This window comes from Pelagibacterium xiamenense, assembly GCF_021166475.1.
Lineage (GTDB): Bacteria > Pseudomonadota > Alphaproteobacteria > Rhizobiales > Devosiaceae > Pelagibacterium > Pelagibacterium xiamenense.
This window is the reverse complement of record NZ_JAJOYS010000003.1, coordinates 468064-483234: the sequence shown is the minus strand read 5'-3', so window position 1 is coordinate 483234 and position 15171 is coordinate 468064. Positions and strand designations below refer to the sequence as shown.

General features: G+C 62.7%; 18 protein-coding genes and 1 tRNA gene. 10 read left to right on the top strand and 9 right to left on the bottom strand.

Annotated elements, in window-relative coordinates; all coding sequences use genetic code 11:
* The first annotated feature begins 3 nt into the window (after positions 1-3).
* From LSG43_RS14990 to LSG43_RS14980, 3 genes are read left to right on the top strand one after another with little or no spacing between them, the layout of a single operon-like run.
* Positions 4-1002, top strand: a complete 999-nt coding sequence (locus tag LSG43_RS14990; RefSeq protein WP_231805601.1) for an RluA family pseudouridine synthase — start codon at positions 4-6, stop codon at positions 1000-1002.
* A complete protein-coding gene (locus LSG43_RS14985) occupies positions 1002-1670 on the top strand; it encodes an HAD-IA family hydrolase (protein WP_231805600.1) in 669 nt (222 codons plus the stop codon). Before LSG43_RS14990 ends, LSG43_RS14985 begins: the two co-directional genes overlap by 1 nt.
* On the top strand, positions 1670-2449 hold the full coding sequence (locus tag LSG43_RS14980) for an ATP12 family chaperone protein (RefSeq protein WP_231805599.1): 780 nt from the start codon (positions 1670-1672) through the stop codon (positions 2447-2449). The genes LSG43_RS14985 and LSG43_RS14980 overlap by 1 nt, the downstream gene beginning before the upstream one ends.
* On the opposite strand, the gene folK is transcribed toward LSG43_RS14980, so the two are convergent.
* The 6 genes from folK to lipB form a co-directional block, all read right to left on the bottom strand.
* Entirely contained in the window at positions 2450-2884 is a 435-nt protein-coding gene (gene folK / locus LSG43_RS14975) for a 2-amino-4-hydroxy-6-hydroxymethyldihydropteridine diphosphokinase (RefSeq protein ID WP_231805598.1), read from the bottom strand.
* Positions 2884-3273 carry a dihydroneopterin aldolase gene (gene folB, locus LSG43_RS14970; protein ID WP_231805597.1) on the bottom strand — a complete coding sequence of 130 codons (390 nt, stop codon included), beginning with the start codon at positions 3271-3273 and terminating at the stop codon, positions 2884-2886. The genes folK and folB overlap by 1 nt, the downstream gene beginning before the upstream one ends.
* 6 nt (positions 3274-3279) lie before the next feature.
* Entirely contained in the window at positions 3280-4134 is an 855-nt protein-coding gene (gene folP, locus LSG43_RS14965) for a dihydropteroate synthase (protein ID WP_231805596.1), read from the bottom strand.
* A complete protein-coding gene (gene rimO / locus LSG43_RS14960) occupies positions 4131-5480 on the bottom strand; it encodes a 30S ribosomal protein S12 methylthiotransferase RimO (RefSeq protein WP_231805595.1) in 1350 nt (449 codons plus the stop codon). Before rimO ends, folP begins: the two co-directional genes overlap by 4 nt.
* Before the next feature lie 200 nt (positions 5481-5680).
* The gene (locus LSG43_RS14955; RefSeq protein ID WP_231805594.1) at positions 5681-6235 is read right to left on the bottom strand and encodes a DUF4282 domain-containing protein; all 555 of its coding nucleotides are present in this window, start codon (positions 6233-6235) and stop codon (positions 5681-5683) included.
* A gap of 41 nt (positions 6236-6276) precedes the next feature.
* Positions 6277-7032 carry a lipoyl(octanoyl) transferase LipB gene (gene lipB, locus LSG43_RS14950; protein ID WP_439652041.1) on the bottom strand — a complete coding sequence of 252 codons (756 nt, stop codon included), beginning with the start codon at positions 7030-7032 and terminating at the stop codon, positions 6277-6279.
* 75 nt (positions 7033-7107) lie between these two features.
* On the opposite strand from lipB, the gene LSG43_RS14945 reads away from it, so the two are divergent.
* The 3 genes from LSG43_RS14945 to LSG43_RS14935 all read left to right on the top strand — a co-directional run bounded on the left by LSG43_RS14945 (position 7108) and on the right by LSG43_RS14935 (position 8394).
* Positions 7108-7341, top strand: coding sequence for a FliM/FliN family flagellar motor switch protein (locus tag LSG43_RS14945; protein ID WP_231805593.1), 234 nt, complete (start codon positions 7108-7110; stop codon positions 7339-7341).
* A 126-nt stretch (positions 7342-7467) separates the two neighbouring features.
* Positions 7468-7554: transfer RNA gene (locus tag LSG43_RS14940), tRNA-Leu, on the top strand.
* Positions 7555-7770: 216 nt separating this feature from the next.
* Positions 7771-8394 carry a L,D-transpeptidase gene (locus LSG43_RS14935; RefSeq protein WP_231805592.1) on the top strand — a complete coding sequence of 208 codons (624 nt, stop codon included), beginning with the start codon at positions 7771-7773 and terminating at the stop codon, positions 8392-8394.
* A 55-nt stretch (positions 8395-8449) separates the two neighbouring features.
* Here the strand turns inward: LSG43_RS14935 and LSG43_RS14930 are convergent, their stop codons facing one another.
* Positions 8450-9028, bottom strand: a complete 579-nt coding sequence (locus tag LSG43_RS14930; protein WP_231805591.1) for a DNA-3-methyladenine glycosylase — start codon at positions 9026-9028, stop codon at positions 8450-8452.
* 249 nt (positions 9029-9277) lie between these two features.
* On the opposite strand from LSG43_RS14930, the gene mgtE reads away from it, so the two are divergent.
* The 3 genes from mgtE to LSG43_RS14915 all read left to right on the top strand — a co-directional run bounded on the left by mgtE (position 9278) and on the right by LSG43_RS14915 (position 12544).
* Positions 9278-10693: a magnesium transporter gene (gene mgtE / locus LSG43_RS14925; RefSeq protein ID WP_231805589.1), complete on the top strand. Its 1416-nt coding sequence runs from the start codon at positions 9278-9280 to the stop codon at positions 10691-10693.
* A gap of 363 nt (positions 10694-11056) precedes the next feature.
* Positions 11057-11482, top strand: a complete 426-nt coding sequence (locus LSG43_RS14920; protein ID WP_231805587.1) for a DUF1489 family protein — start codon at positions 11057-11059, stop codon at positions 11480-11482.
* Between the two features lie 186 nt (positions 11483-11668).
* Entirely contained in the window at positions 11669-12544 is an 876-nt protein-coding gene (locus LSG43_RS14915) for a division plane positioning ATPase MipZ (protein ID WP_231805585.1), read from the top strand.
* Between the two features lie 18 nt (positions 12545-12562).
* Here the strand turns inward: LSG43_RS14915 and LSG43_RS14910 are convergent, their stop codons facing one another.
* Together LSG43_RS14910 and LSG43_RS14905 are read right to left on the bottom strand one after the other, a co-directional pair.
* Complete coding sequence (locus LSG43_RS14910) at positions 12563-12844, bottom strand: hypothetical protein (RefSeq protein WP_231805583.1); 282 nt, start codon at positions 12842-12844, stop codon at positions 12563-12565.
* A 46-nt stretch (positions 12845-12890) separates the two neighbouring features.
* Positions 12891-14396 carry an SPOR domain-containing protein gene (locus tag LSG43_RS14905; RefSeq protein ID WP_231805582.1) on the bottom strand — a complete coding sequence of 502 codons (1506 nt, stop codon included), beginning with the start codon at positions 14394-14396 and terminating at the stop codon, positions 12891-12893.
* Between the two features lie 434 nt (positions 14397-14830).
* Here LSG43_RS14905 and clpS point away from each other — a divergent pair, with 434 nt between their 5' ends.
* Positions 14831-15160, top strand: a complete 330-nt coding sequence (gene clpS, locus LSG43_RS14900) for an ATP-dependent Clp protease adapter ClpS (RefSeq protein WP_231805708.1) — start codon at positions 14831-14833, stop codon at positions 15158-15160.
* The last annotated feature ends 11 nt before the right edge of the window (positions 15161-15171 follow it).

Below are 15171 nucleotides of genomic sequence, written 5' to 3'. Positions count from 1 at the left end.
TTTATGAGCGGCGTACAATTGCGCGAAGTGGCGCGCGACGAAGACGGCATGCGGCTGGACCGGTGGTTTTCCGTCCATTTTTCGGGGCTGAGTTTTGGCCGGCTGCAGAAGCTGCTGCGCAGCGGACAGGTACGGGTCGATAGCGGGCGGGTGCAGACCAATACGCGGCTTTCGGCGGGGCAGGTGGTGCGCGTCCCTCCGTTGGGCGATCTCGATGCACCCAAAACCAGCGGGCCGAAGATCAACCCCAAGGACGCTGCGTTTCTGCGCGGCCTGATCCTTTATGAGGATGACGAGGTCTACGTCTTCAACAAGCCTCACGGGCTTGCCGTGCAGGGCGGGTCCGGGACCAAGCGGCATATCGACGGGATGCTGCAGAGCCTGCCCAACAAGAAGGGCGAGGCGCCGCGGCTGGTCCATCGGCTGGACCGGGATACGTCGGGGTGCCTTCTGGTTGCCAAGACGCGGGCAGCGGCGAGCCATTTCGGCTCCGTGTTCCGGTCGCGCTCGGCGCGCAAGATCTACTGGGCGGTCGTCGTGGGCGCGCCGACGCCACGGCAGGGGCGGATTTCGTGCTTTCTCGCCAAGCAGGCGACGCGGGACGGGGAGCAGATGATCGTCGTTGAGAACGGCACCGAGGGTGCGCAGCATTCGACGAGCTATTATTCGGTGACCGATAGCGCTGCGAACCGGTTTTCCTGGGTGACGCTCAAGCCTGTGACCGGGCGGACGCATCAGTTGCGGGTGCACATGATGGAGTTGGGGACACCGATCCTCGACGATCCGCGGTACTTCAACCTCGATAACTGGAACTGGGAGCGGCCCGAGGATCTGGGAGAGGGGCTGCATCTGCATGCCCGGCGGCTATCGCTGCCGTTGCGGAACGGCAAGCGGCTCGATGTAACGGCTTCGTTGCCCGAGCACATGAAAAAAACCTTTGATCTCTTAGGCTTCGATGCCGATCGGTACGATGCGCAGGGCGCCGATCCGGAGGATGCGTGATGTCCGATCCGCGGCTCATAATGTTCGATATGGATGGCACTTTGATCGATTCCGGGTCGATCATCGCCGAGCATATGGCATCGACGTTTCTCTCGCATGGGCTGGATGTGCCGACGCGGGAAATGAGTAATTCGGTCATAGGGTTATCGCTGGAAGTTGCGATGATGAATCTGGCCAAATGCGACCCCGAGACCGGTGCTGCGATGGCGGAGACGTATCGGGGGCACTATCGGGCGATGCTGGCTGAGGGCGGGCGGCATGAGCCGCTTTATGCGGGTGCGATGGAGGCTGTGCTGGCGCTCAAGGCGCAGGAGGCGTCGCTTCTGGGGATCGCAACAGGCAAGGGATTACAAGGGGTTAACCGGATCTTGGCGCTGCATGGGATGGCGGATCATTTCGTTACGCTTCAGACGCCGGACCATAATCCCTCAAAGCCGCACCCTGGAATGGTGCTGCGCGCGTGTGCGGAAACGGGGATTCATCCTGAGCGTACGGTGATGATTGGCGATACGACGTTCGATATGGAGCTCGGTCGCGCTGCGGGGGCGAAAACGATCGGCGTTACATGGGGTTATCACGCGCGGGTTGCACTCGAGGGCGCCGGGGCCGATATGATCGTCACGAATTACGATGACCTCAATGAAGCAATCGATGAGGTGCTTGCCTGATGCGGGAATTTCTCGAAGACGCGCTGTCGCATCGCGATGACGGGTACGGGCGCGCGCAAAAACATGTGCAGCGGGAATTACCCAAGCGGTTCTACAAAGATGTCGGCGTGGCTCCGGTCGAGGGTGGATATGTCGTTACGCTCGACGGGCGCCAGACGCGGACGCCAACCAAGGTTCCTGTCGTCGTACCTCATCTCGAGCTGGCCCAGCGGATGGCGAGTGAGTGGCACGGGCAGGGGGAATTCGTCGATCCCGACCTGATGCCGCATGTGCGGTTGATCAATTCGGGGATCGAGGGCGGCGCCGGGGCGCGGGATGCACTGGTGGCAGAGGTCGTCAAATTCTGCGGCAGCGATCTTCTGCTTTACCGCGCCGATAGTCCGCGCGAGCTCGTCGCGCGGCAGGAAGAAGTGTGGGACGACGCGCTGGTGCGGGTCGCTCGGCATTTTTCGGTGGCGTTCGAGCCGACGGTGGGGATCCTGCATAAAGAGCAGTCGGCGGAGACCCTCGAAAGGCTCGAAGCGGCGATCGCCGGGGTGGATCATCTGACGGCGACGGCGCTGGTTTCGGTGACGGGGATCATGGGATCCGGAGTGCTGGCGATTGCTCTTTATGCGGGGCTTGTGGACCCCGAGGAGGCGTGGACGGCGGCGCATGTGGACGAGGACTACCAGATTTCCAACTGGGGCGAGGACTACGAGGCGTCCGAGCGCCGGAAGAAGCGGCGGGTCGAGTTCGATGCGGCGGTCAATGTGATCGGGTGGCTCAAGGCCACCTGATTATCGCTTCCGCTCCACCAGCCATTGCGCCACGTCCGGAGCAATCTCGCGCACAGGGTCAAGAACGAAGCCACGTTCGTGGGCGTGAGGGTGGGGGATGGTGAGGGTCTCGGTTTCGAGTTCGAGGCGGTTGTAGGCGATCAGGTCGATGTCGATGAGACGGGGCCCCCATTTTTCGACGCGGATGCGCCCCAGCGATTCCTCGATGGTGAGGCACACCTCAAGAAGCGCTTCGGGAGAGAGGCTGGTTTCGATGGCGATAGCGGCGTTGTGGAAGTCGTTCTGGTCGGTCTTGCCCCAGGGCGGAGTGAGGATAACGGTCGACGCCTTGACGAGCTTGATGGCCGGGTTGGCGGCAATGGCGGCGATAGCCTGTTCGATCTGGTAGGCGGGGTCCCCGATATTAGCGCCCAGCGCCAGAATCGCCGTCGCCATCAGATATCTTCCTTTCGCCGGAGGATTTCGATGGCGGCTTCGCCGGCGACGATCGGCAGCGGGGCCTCGGGTTTGCGGACGCGCACGCGTACCCATTCGATCCGCTCGAAGGTCTCAAACAGCCGCGCGATCAGGTGATAGCCGAGAGCTTCAATGAGCTTGAAGCGCTTTTCGCTGAACGCTTTTTCGATGAGATTGTAGATATCTGCATACGATACAGTGGCCTCGACTTCGTCGGTGCGTCCCGCTTCGGTCATGTCGAAACCGATTTCGAGGTCGACGCGAAAGCGCTGACCGAGCTTGCTCTCCTCGGGCATAATCCCGTGATAGCCATAAAACGCCAGACCCGCGAGAACGATGCGGTCGCGATCGGCAAAAGAATCGCTCATTTCAGTCTAGTCCTCCGCCCCGGCTGGCGGACCATAGAGCGTTGCCTGTGCAACGCGCAAGCCGTCGCGGTTCTCCCTTATGTCGTGCACACGGAAAATGTGCCCGCCCTGCTGATAGGCGATGACGGAGGTCGCGACTGTCGCGGCGACGCGCTCCTTTGGTGGCACGTCGAGCAGCTTGCCGAGCATGGATTTGCGTGACGTGCCGATGAGGAGCGGGAAACCCAGCGCGTGCAATTCGTGAAGTCGATTCAGGAGGATGTAGTTTTCTTTGAATGTCTTGCCGAAACCAAAGCCGGGGTCGAGGACGATCTTGTTCGGCGCGACGCCGGCCCCCAGCGCGATCTCGATAGAGCGGGTGAACCAGCGGGTCATCTCGGAGATGATATCGGCTTCGCGATCGCGCCCGGTGTCCCAATGCATGGCGACGACAGGGACGCCGTACTGGGCAGCAACGTCGGCAATCTCGGGGTCGCGCTGGAGGCCCCAGACGTCGTTGACCATTGTCGCACCCGCCTGGATGGCCTGGTCGGCGACAAGAGCCTTATAGGTGTCGATGGAGACCGGCCGGTCGATGGATGCCGCCGCGAGGGCGTCGAGGACCGGCATGACGCGGTCGAGTTCTTCCTGGACCGAGACCTCCTCGGAGCCCGGGCGGGTGCTTTCACCGCCGATGTCGACGATATCGGCACCTTCGGCCACGAGATGCCGCGCGTGGCTCACTGCGGCCTCGATGTCGACGAAATCGCCCCCGTCGGAAAAGCTGTCGGGGGTGACGTTCAAGATGCCCATGACAAGAGGCGTGGGCCCCAGATGGAGCGTTTGCGCTCCCATAGGCACTTCGAACGGCCTGTGGATCATTGCACGGCGTCCGAGGGGACGGCGTAGAGGTCGTATTCGTCCGAGGCGACGACTTTGACCGAAACCATATCGCCGGGCTTGATGCCGGTGGCGTCGTCGACGATGACGTTGCCGTCGATTTCGGGCGCATCCCATTGGCTGCGGGCGATGGCGCGGTTGTCTTCAGGCTCGACGTCGTCGACAAGCACGTCGATGGTGCGCCCGACCTTTTCGGCGAGCCGTTCTGTCGAAACCTCCTGCAGGACTTCCATCAATCGGCCATAACGCTCGGCCTTGAGCTCGTCGGGGACGATATCGAGGCCGAGATCGTTGGCCCTGGCGCCGGTCACCGGCTCATAGGGGAAAGCGCCGGCGCGGTCGATTCTGGTCTCGCGGACCCAGTCGAGCAACATTTCGAAGTCTTCCTCGGTCTCGCCGGGGAAGCCGACGATGAAGGTCGAGCGGATGGCGAGATCGGGGCAGACCTCGCGCCACTTGCGGATGCGGTCGGCGGTCTTTTCCTGGTTCGCGGGGCGGCGCATGGTTTTCAGGACCTGCGGGCTTGCGTGCTGGAAGGGGATGTCGAGGTAGGGCAGTATCCTGCCCTCGGCCATCAGCGGGATGACGTTGTCGACGTGGGGATAGGGGTAGACATAGTGCATGCGCGTCCAGACGCCGAGATTGCCGAGCTCTTCGGCCAGGGTCTGGAAGCGCGCCTCGATCTGGCGGCCGCGATAGGGGGAGGTGGCGTATTTCAAATCGACGCCATAGGCGCTCGTATCCTGGGAAATGACCATGATCTCCTTGACCCCGGCCTTGACCAGGCGCTCGGCTTCGTAAAGCACCGAAGCAATGGGGCGCGAGGCGAGGTCGCCGCGGATCGAGGGGATGATGCAGAACGAGCAGCGGTTGTTACAGCCCTCGGAGATCTTGAGATAGGCGTAGTGGCGCGGGGTGAGGCGCAGGCCCTGTTCGGGGACGAGATCCACGAACGCGTTTGGGACGGGCGGCAGGTGTTCGTGCACCGCGCCGACGACAGCTTCGTACTGGTGCGGGCCTGAAACCGCGAGGACTCCCGGATGCGCCTGGCGGATCATCTCTTCTTCATTGCCAAGACAGCCGGTGACGATGACCTTGCCGTTCTCGGAAATCGCCTCGCCGATGGCGTCGAGGCTTTCGGCCTTGGCGCTGTCGAGGAAACCGCAGGTGTTGACGATGACGACATCCGCGCCCTCATAGGACGGCGAAAAGCTGTAGCCCTGTGCACGCAGGGTGGTGAGGATGCGTTCGGAATCGACCAGCGCCTTGGGGCAGCCGAGGCTGACAAGGCCGATCTTGGGGGCGTTTTGTTCGGTCGGCGCGCTCATGATCGCGTCTATGCAACCTTTTTCTGCAATGCGGCGCGCCGCCCGCATGGTGCGGGCCCGGCAGCGGCATTTTTTCGGAGTTGGAGCGGCGGTATCGGGGCCTTCGCGTCCCCGATCCACAACATTTGCCGCTTCAATAGCGCATTGCCTGCCAAGGTCAATGCCAACATGCGTGAAGCGGCTACGCGATCACTGCAACCCTATTGTGTCTTTCGCGTGGACGCGGGGGACGTGGACGCCGCGGTGCCGCGCTTTTTCGGCGTTGCGGCCTTTTTGGCACCGGTCGTTGAGGCCGCGCGCTTTGCCGGGGTCTTTTTCGCCGGGGCCGGCGCGGCAGCGGACGCAGTCGCCGCCGGCGTCCTGGATGCCGGTTCGGCAACAGTGGAGGCTTCCTGCTCTTCCTCGGCCAGTTCCTCGATGGCGCCACGGACGTCGTCGATCAGCGAGGTGGCGGCACGCGGCCGGGTCGCGCTGACGGCCTCGGCCTCATGAGCGCGGAAGAAAACGATCACGGCCTCGCAGACAATGCGGAGGATGACAAGCGCCAGAAGTCCGAATACGGCGATTTCGAGAAGGCCCCAAAGCCCGTTTCCGAAGCCGAAGCGGAAGGCATCAAAGAAGTGGTCGATGGCCCAAAGGACGATCCCGGCGAGCCCGAGAAGGTAGAGGATCGTGATCAGCCGCGGGGCGATGATCCGGTTGAGATTGAAAAGGACTGTGCCGGTGGCGAGTTTCCTGACGTCTTCGAACTGCATGGTTATCGTCCTTGCACCAGTTACCGTTGCGGGCGGAATCGTCAGGCGCCAGATTGCGTCTCAAAACGTCCCGAAACAAGCCCGGTGGGCCCAAAATGGTCTTCAAACCGGGCTCTTAGCGCAGAATCGACCTCCGCAAGGCTCACGATCTGCCCCAAATCCTCGAAGCTGGTGACGCCGCGATCGGAAATTCCGCACGGCACGATGCCATCGTAGTGGCCCAGATCGGGGGCGACATTGAGCGAGATGCCGTGAAAGCTGACCCAGCGGGATACCCGAACGCCGATGGCGGCGATCTTGTCTTCGGCCAGAGGGCCTTTTTCCGGGCGGCGGACCCAGACCCCGACGCGGCCCTCCCGGCGTTCGCCTCTGATGTTGAAATCGGCGAGGGTGTCGATGACCCATTGCTCGAGGCTGTTGACCAGAGCGCGGATATCGCGGCCGCGCTGTCTTAAGTCGAGCATGACGTAGGCCACGCGCTGGCCGGGGCCATGATAGGTGTATTGTCCCCCGCGCCCGGCCTCGAAAACCGGAAAGCGGTCGGGCGCGAGCAGGTCGTCGGGACGCGCCGAGGTGCCCGCGGTATAGAGCGGCGGGTGTTCGAGCAGCCAGACGGCTTCTTCAGCCCCGCCCTCGGCAATGGCCGCTGCGCGGGCGCGCATGGTTTCGAGCGCCATAGGGTAGGGCACGTAGCCTTCGGACACGGTCCATTCGGCGGGGCGCCCGTCGGCGCGGAGCATCTTCGACTGTGGGCGAGGGACTGCCGCGGTGATGGTCGTTAACGGTTCACTAACCATGATTATTCAATGCTCGTTGCGTGTGTCCGGGGCTCTGCCGATTCTCGTGCGCGCTTTCGTTTCCAAGGGCCGGGTATGAATACGCTCAACTCCATTGAAGTCGATGTTTCCGTCGAACTCGGCGCGACCATTTTGCCGATTCACCACCTGTTGCGGCTGGGACGCGGCGCGGTGATCGAGCTCGACGCGTTCGAGAACGACCCGATGCGCATTTACGCAAACAACACGCTGATCGCAAAGGGCGAGATCCAGGTGGACGACGGGCACCTCAATGTGGTGGTGACCGAGAAGGTGGTCAAGCCGGCCTGATTTCCGCAGCCTTTTCGAGGGGTTTGAAAAGAATATCCCCATAGGCGAAATTGGCCCTTGAGCCTTCATGTCGGTTTTGCTACATGCAGGCTCGCTTCGCCGGACGGCAAGCGTTTCCATGACAGTGCGGTCGTGGCGGAATTGGTAGACGCGCAGCGTTGAGGTCGCTGTGGGGTAACTCCCGTGGAAGTTCGAGTCTTCTCGACCGCACCATCATCCCTTCTGGATGACCCTCCCCGAACATCATCGATTTGGCGCAGCCCCGGACGATCGCGGTGCGTGGTCCGGTGGCCCACGTAATTGTGATCGCTAATTTCCGTGGGAAAGACGTTGAATTGCCGCCAGTGGGCGCCGATGGTGAGAAATCATTTAAGTTTTATGGTTAATGATTGCCCTCATTGTTGTTGATATCTGGCTTGGGTAGCATTCATGAGTCTTACGCGCCGCGGTTTTCTTATCGGCCTTCCCCTTCTCGTCGGGGCATGTACCTCCACTCGGAGCACGAACACTTACATCAATGCCTATGCGGCGGTGCCCGACGACCGGTTTCCGTTGCCGGCGATGAGTCTCAACCGGATCGATCCGGAATTGCGGCGCCAGGAAGTGCATTACGAGACCGATCATCCCAAGGGGACGATCGTCGTCGATACCGCAAACAAGTTCCTCTACTGGACGCTGGGCAACGACCGGGCGATCCGCTACGGCGTCGGCGTGGGCCGGCAGGGGCTGGCGTTCCGCGGCCGCGGCTATATCGGGCGCAAGGCCAAATGGCCGAGCTGGACGCCGACGGCGAACATGCTGCGGACCAATCCGGAGGCGAACATGCCGTATCGCAACGGGGTGCCCGGCGGGCCGAACAATCCGCTCGGCGCGCGGGCGCTCTACCTCTACCGGGGCGGCAGCGACACGATGTTCCGCATCCACGGCACCAATCAGCCCCGATCGATCGGACTGGCGATGTCGAGCGGGTGCATCCGCATGCTCAATCACGACGTGATCGATCTTTACGAGCGCGTGCCGACCGGGACGCGGGTCGTCGTCATCCAGGCCTAGGCGGCCGGCATATCCGGTCATTATTCGCGCCCCTCGGTTCCGCCGGGGGGCGTTTTCATTTCATCGGGCGGCTGAGAAAGCGCGAGCCTTTGAGGGCAAAGCGCCACGGGGTCTCGACGGCGCGGGTGATGCCGATGCGTGGGCCGGCCGCGATATCAGCGGCGTGCGGGGCGAGGGTCAGGCGGAAGGGCGCGGCATAGAGCGGCGTGCCGTTGTGGCTAATGTCGATGCCGAGGGCCTGGGTGAGGCGGCCGGGGCCGGAGCAGAGGCGCCTGGGGTCCGATACGCCGCGGCGGGCGGCCATCAGGTCGATGCCGTCGAGAGGCTCTAGCGCGCGGATGAGGACGGCGCTGCCGGGCCGGCAGACGGCATTGACGCACCAGTGGATGCCGTAGGAGCGGTAGACATACGCCATGCCGGGCGGTCCGAACATCACCGCATTGCGTTTTGTGGGGCCCGGATAGCTGTGCGAGGCGGGGTCGTCCCGGTCGTATGCCTCGGTTTCCACGATGATGCCGGCGGCGCCATTGATTTCGAGGCGGGCGCCGATGAGGCGTCGGGCGACCGAGACGGCGTCCGTGTCGAAGAGGTCGGGGGTGGCGGCGATGGGCGGAGCGGCGGCAGGGGTGGTCATTGCGCGGGTATAAGTTGCGTCTTATGCGCGGGCAAGGGGCCGGTTGCGGGGGCGTGGGCTGCGGCAGTTGTATCGGCTTTGCCTTATATTCGTATATGGTTAAGCGCTCTCCGGTCTGCTTTTGCGGCATGCCAGGCATTCGGGGCGCAAAGGTCTATGGCAAACCGGTGGGGATTAGGGTAGGGCACGGGCTACGAGCGAAAAAGAGTCGCGCATTGCGCGATCAAACGAACCGGGAAGGAGCATCGCATGAGCGAGAATGCCAATTTGACTCCTGAACCCGACGCAATCGCTCCCGAATTTGCGTTGCGCGACGAGGACGGCCGGCTCAATCCCGAGTGGATGGGCGAGTTGCAGGCTGCGCTTGAGGCCGACGATGCCGAGGGCGTCATAGGGCTGATGTCGCCGCTCCATGAGTCCGAAACCGGCGATGTGATCGAGTCGCTGCCCCATGACGAGCGCGTGAAGCTCGTGCAGATGATGGGGGAGACGTTCGACTATTCGGCGCTGACCGAGGTCGACGATTCGGTCCGTATCGATCTCATGGAAGCGCTGCCCAATTCGGAGATCGCCAAGGGCATGGCGGATCTCGACAGCGACGATGCGGTCTACATTCTCGAGGATATCGAGGAGGATGACCGCAACGAAATTCTGGCGCAGATGCCGGTTTTCGAGCGGCTTTCACTCAAGCGCAGCCTCGATTTTCCCGAAGAGTCCGCCGGGCGGCGGATGCAGACTGAGTTCATCGCCATCCCGCCGTTCTGGACCGTGGGGCAGACGATCGACTATTTGCGGACGAACGACGATCTGCCGGACGATTTCTACCAGATCTACGTGGTCGATCCGGCCTTCTCGCTGCTGGGGACGATCCCGCTCGATCGTATCCTGCGCGTGCAGCGCGCGACGCGGATTTCGGACATCATGAACGCCCAGGTGCGCGAGATCGACGCCAATGAGGACCAGGAAGAGGCCGCGCGCGTCTTCGAGCGGTACGACCAGGTGGAAGTGGCGGTCGTCGACGAAAGCAAGCGGCTCGTGGGCGTTCTGACCATCGACGACATGGTCGATGTCATCCACGAGGAGGCGGGCGAGGATATCCACCGCATGGTGGGTATTGGCGACGAGGATATCTCCGACAGTGTCTGGGATGCCGTCAAATCGCGCGTGACGTGGCTGGCGGTCAACCTCGCGACGGCGATCCTGGCCTCCGTTGTCATCGGGTTATTCGACGCGACGATCGAACAGATGGTGGCTCTCGCCGTGCTTATGCCGATCGTCGCTTCGATGGGCGGGAATGCCGGAACCCAGACCATGACGGTGACCGTGCGCGCGATTGCGATGCGGGAGCTCGACAGTTATCGCGTGCGGCGGCTTATCCTGCGCGAACTCCTGGTTGGCGTGGCAAACGGGGTAATCTTTGCGGCGCTGATCGGGGTGGTGACCTGGCTGTGGTTTGCCAATCCGCTGCTGGGCACGGTGATCGGTGTGGCCATGGTCATCAACATGATCGCAGCGGGGACGTCGGGCATCCTGATCCCGCTGGCGCTCGACAAAATGGGTGCCGATCCGGCGGTAGCGTCCTCGGCCTTCGTGACGACGGTGACCGACGTTGTGGGGTTTTTTGCCTTTCTAGGGCTTGCCGGGCTCTGGTTCGGGCTTTATTAGGGCGCCCGAACGGCGCTATTCGGGCCGCGCAAGAGAGGTATGCGTGAATATGGCAACATTGCGGTTGCATTCGCGCCAAGCGTTGGTTAACTAGCGCTTAATTGCGCGTCGGCAAAATCGGCGCGCGCGTAGCAACAGAACATAGGAGCTTGCATGCGCAGCCAATCCAAGGCCGTATGCTGGCGGGCCGCAAGCTGGACCTTTATCGGCTTGATCTCGCTCGGTTTCATTGTCTCTGTGATCGCAGGAGCGTAAGCGCAAGGGCGCTTTGGGGCTTTTGACGACAGCCAGAGCAGGTTAGACAAAGGGGTGACCGCCCATTGAGCGGCGCCCCTTTTTCATATCCGGAAGCCGGGATTTTCCATGCATATTATCAAGCTTTGTGTCGGTGTTTCAGCGGTGGACGAGTTGATCGCCTGGCGCGAACACATGCAGGCGCAAGGCCTTGGCCGTGCCGACCGACTGAATCGGCATCGCACACGCATGATGCCCAAGCGTGCCGAAGAGATCGCAGGGCAGGGCTCGCTCTACTGGGTGATCGCGGGCGCGGTGCGCTGCCGCCAAAAGATCGTCGCTCTCGAGGCTGCGGTCGATGAGGAGGGCCGGTCGTGCTGCGATATTCTGATGGACCCCGAGATCGTCCGCACGGTACCGCAGCCGCGCCGCCCGTTTCAGGGGTGGCGCTATCTCGACCCCAAGGACGCGCCCGCCGATCTTGCGGCCGGTGAGAACGAAGATCTGCCCCCCGAGGAGATGGCTGAAGAACTGGCGCGGTTCGGGCTCCTTTAGGCTTCGGTCGGGATGCGGCTGGGGATAACCAGTCCGCGTTTGCAAATCGCGGCGCCTCGCGCACAATGAGGCGGGCCGAATCATGTTCCCTTCATGATTGGGCGCTAAAGTCGATTTTTGTCTTTGGACGAGCGGAAACCGACCGCAAGCGATTGCCGGTACCGTTGGAGAGAGGGCTTTCGCCGCATGAGCGCGCATGTGATCGTGCTTGGCAATGAGAAGGGCGGCTCGGGCAAGTCCACGACCGCGTTTCATCTTGCCGTCTATCTGCTCAGCCAGGGGTTTCGCGTCGCAACCATCGACGCCGACAGCCGGCAGCAGACTTTTACAGCCTATGTCCGTAACCGGCGCGCCTGGGCCAAGGAAAAGGCGCTCGAGATTCTGCACCCGACGCATTTCCATCTGCCCCAATCGCGCGGAGATTCGGTCGCCGAGAACAAGGCGATGGAATTCGAGATGCTGCGCCAGGCGGTCACCGAGGTCGAGAACGATATCGATTTTCTCATCATCGATACGCCGGGCTTCGACACGCATCTGACACGGCTGGCGCATTCGCTCGCCGATACACTTATTACCCCGCTCAATGACAGCCTGATCGACCTCGACGTTATCGCGCGGCTCAATCCCGACACCGCGGACGTCATCGAACTGAGCCACTATACGCGTCTCGTGCAGCGGGCGCGCAAGGAGCGGCTGGCGATTGACGGGCGTTCCATCGACTGGGTTCTGGTGCGCAACCGGCTTTCGACGCTCAATTCGCGCAACATGCGGCTGGTGCAGGCGGGGGTCGAGAACATCTCGGCGCGGCTGGGGTGCCGGATCGCGGACGGCATTGCCGAGCGCGTGATCTTCCGCTCGCTGTTTCCCATCGGAATGACGGTCTTTGACTCGCTGGACGAGGACTGGCTCGGAGGCATTCCGACGATGAGCTTCGTCAGTGCCCGGCAGGAATACCGCCGGCTGGTGGATGCTTTGGCGCTGCCGAACAGTCTGGAGGGCGGCAGCGGCCGCCGGGCGTCACCGCGCGAGATCGAAGGACAGCGCGAACACCATCTGGCATAAGCCTCCGCCGGGCGGCGATCAGTCTTCTGGCGGAAGATGGAGTTGCACGGCGCGGCGGCCGCCCGGGGCAAACACGTCGACGTCGATTGCGACCCGAGGCATGACCATGCGGCGGGTCCGGGCCGAGAGTGCCAGAACCACACCGAGCAGGTCGGTGACCCGGCGGTGAACCGGCCGGGGCGTTTCGAGGCCCTTGAGCATTCCCCGCAGGGCCGATTCGCGTACGCTCGTGTCGTCCGAGGCAAGGGGCGAGGTGGCGTCGAATTGGGCCAGCTGCGTCAGCCGGGTTGTGTCGCTCATTGGGCTACTCCGTTACATTTGCACCAAGTCGGCGATTGCCGGGCGGTTATCCTTGCACAGCGAGACAGCTCAATTGCTGCCGGGTGAGCTGGTCGCAGGTTGCGCTGGCCTGATTGCGGTCGGCGAAACCGGCAAACCGGGCCCGATAGAAGGTCTGGCCGTTACGGTCGAAGGTCTCGACATAGCTGCGCAGGTCGGCGAGCTGGGCGTAATTGCGAGTCGCTTCGGAAATGAGCGCGTTGGCACCGTCTTCGCTGTTGGCCGCGCCGACCTGGACGATCCAACCGCCGGTCGGGACCGCGTTGGCAGAGTTGGTGATGACCGGATCGACCGTCAGCCCTTCGGGGCGCGCAACCGGCGCGGGGGCTTCGATCTGGCCGGTCTCATTTGTGGTGGGGCCGAGCTTGAGGGTTTCGGCGATCCAGGCGCCGATCGGGTCATTGGAGGGGTAGGACGGCTGTTCGGTGGGCGGTACGCCGGTCGCGACGTAGGTGGCCTGTTCGAGTGCGCTGTCGCCCGGACGGGCCGGGATATCCTCGGCGGAGACGACCTGGAAGGGGATATTCTGGGGTTCGGGTGGCGTGGGCGGTGCGGCGTGCTCGATCGAGGCCACCTGGATGGGGGCGCCGAGATCGATGGGCGTCGAGGGGACGAGGTGGGGCGGGCGTGCCGGCGGCAACCCGTCGAGCGGGGCCGCAGCCGCGGCGACGCGGACGCTCGAGCCGGTTCCCAGAAGCGTCGGGCGCGCAATCATGGCTTCGCGCCAATAGTCACCTGAACGGGCCTTGGGCATGTAGTTGCGCACGAGTTCGGCGACGTGGGCGTTGCGGGATGCGCCTGTGTTGAAACCCAGGCCGATCGCGACGATGTGCCGGTTATTGGCGCGGGCGGCGGTCATGAGGTTGTAGCCGGAGGCGTTGATATAGCCGGTCTTGATGCCGTCGACCCCGTTCTGACCCAACAACCGATTGTGGTTCCCGTAGGTGTTGCCGTTATAGGTGAAGCTGCGGGTCTGGAAATACTCGTAGTAGTTGGGAAAGTGCAGGTAGATAGCGCGGGCGAGCGTCGCCTGGTCGGCAGCCGTCGTCACCTGACCGCTGTCGGGCAGGCCCGAGGCGTTCTTGTAGGTCGTGCGGCTCATGCCGAGCGCACGGGCGGTCTGGGTCATGCGGACGGCGAATTCGCTTTCGGTGCCGGAGATGTTTTCCCCGATCACGCGGGCCACGTCGTTGGCCGAGAGGGTCACCAGTGCCTTGATGGCGTCCTCGACCTTGATGGTCGATCCGGCGCGCACATAGAGCTTGGTTGGAACCGCGGCGGCGGCGTGCGCGGAGACGCTCAGGCGCGAGTCGAGCGAAAGCCGACCGGCCTCGAGTTCCTGAAAGAGGATATAGAGCGTCATGACCTTGGTGAGCGATGCCGGATAACGCAGGTCGTTGGCATGGTCCTGATAGAGGACCTGGCCGGTCTTGGCGTCAACGACGATACCGGCATAGGCGCGCGGTACGTTGGCTGCCGCTGCGGGCGCGACAAACAGCGCCCATGCGGCCAAGGCAACGATCAGTGAGAGGACAAAGCGCGCAATAGGGCTACGCGCTGGAAAACGACGCTCTAGGGCCTGCACCCGCAACTCCAACTCTTTACTAATCGGCGCGATTACGCAGCGCCGTACTCAAACCCGGGCGGGCAGGGTCACCTTGTCCCCCAAATGACCTGTTGCCCGCAGATACCAGAAGGGAAATTAGTCCCTGCGCGGTTACAAATCGGTAAAGCGCATAAAATTTGTGCCAAATTCTCGCGTCATGCATTCACGTGCGATTGATGTGACGAGGCCCCTTAACATGAGCCAAGATTTCCCTACATAATGGAGCCCATCTAAACGCTAGTGGACGACTCGCCGTGACCACCTTCGCTTCGGTAGCCGCACCCAGAACCCCCGATCGCCTGGCCGCTTCGATGCTGCCTGTTAACGGGCCTGACCTGTATATGGGAGCGGACGGACATGAGGACGATGACGGCGAGGGGCAGACCGGGGTGGTCACGAAAACCCGGCCGAAAACCAAACGTCCGAGCCTTTATCGCGTGCTCCTTTTGAACGACGACTACACGCCGATGGAGTTCGTGATCCTTATTTTGATGGAAGTGTTCAACAAGTCGCAGGATGATGCGACGCAGATCATGTGGCACGTTCACAATCAGGGTGTGGGGGAATGCGGGGTCTTTCCGTACGAGGTGGCCGAGACCAAGGTCACCCGTGTGATGGACGCCGCGAGACGCAACCAGCATCCGCTGCAATGCGTGATGGAAAAGCAATAGGAAGCGATCAC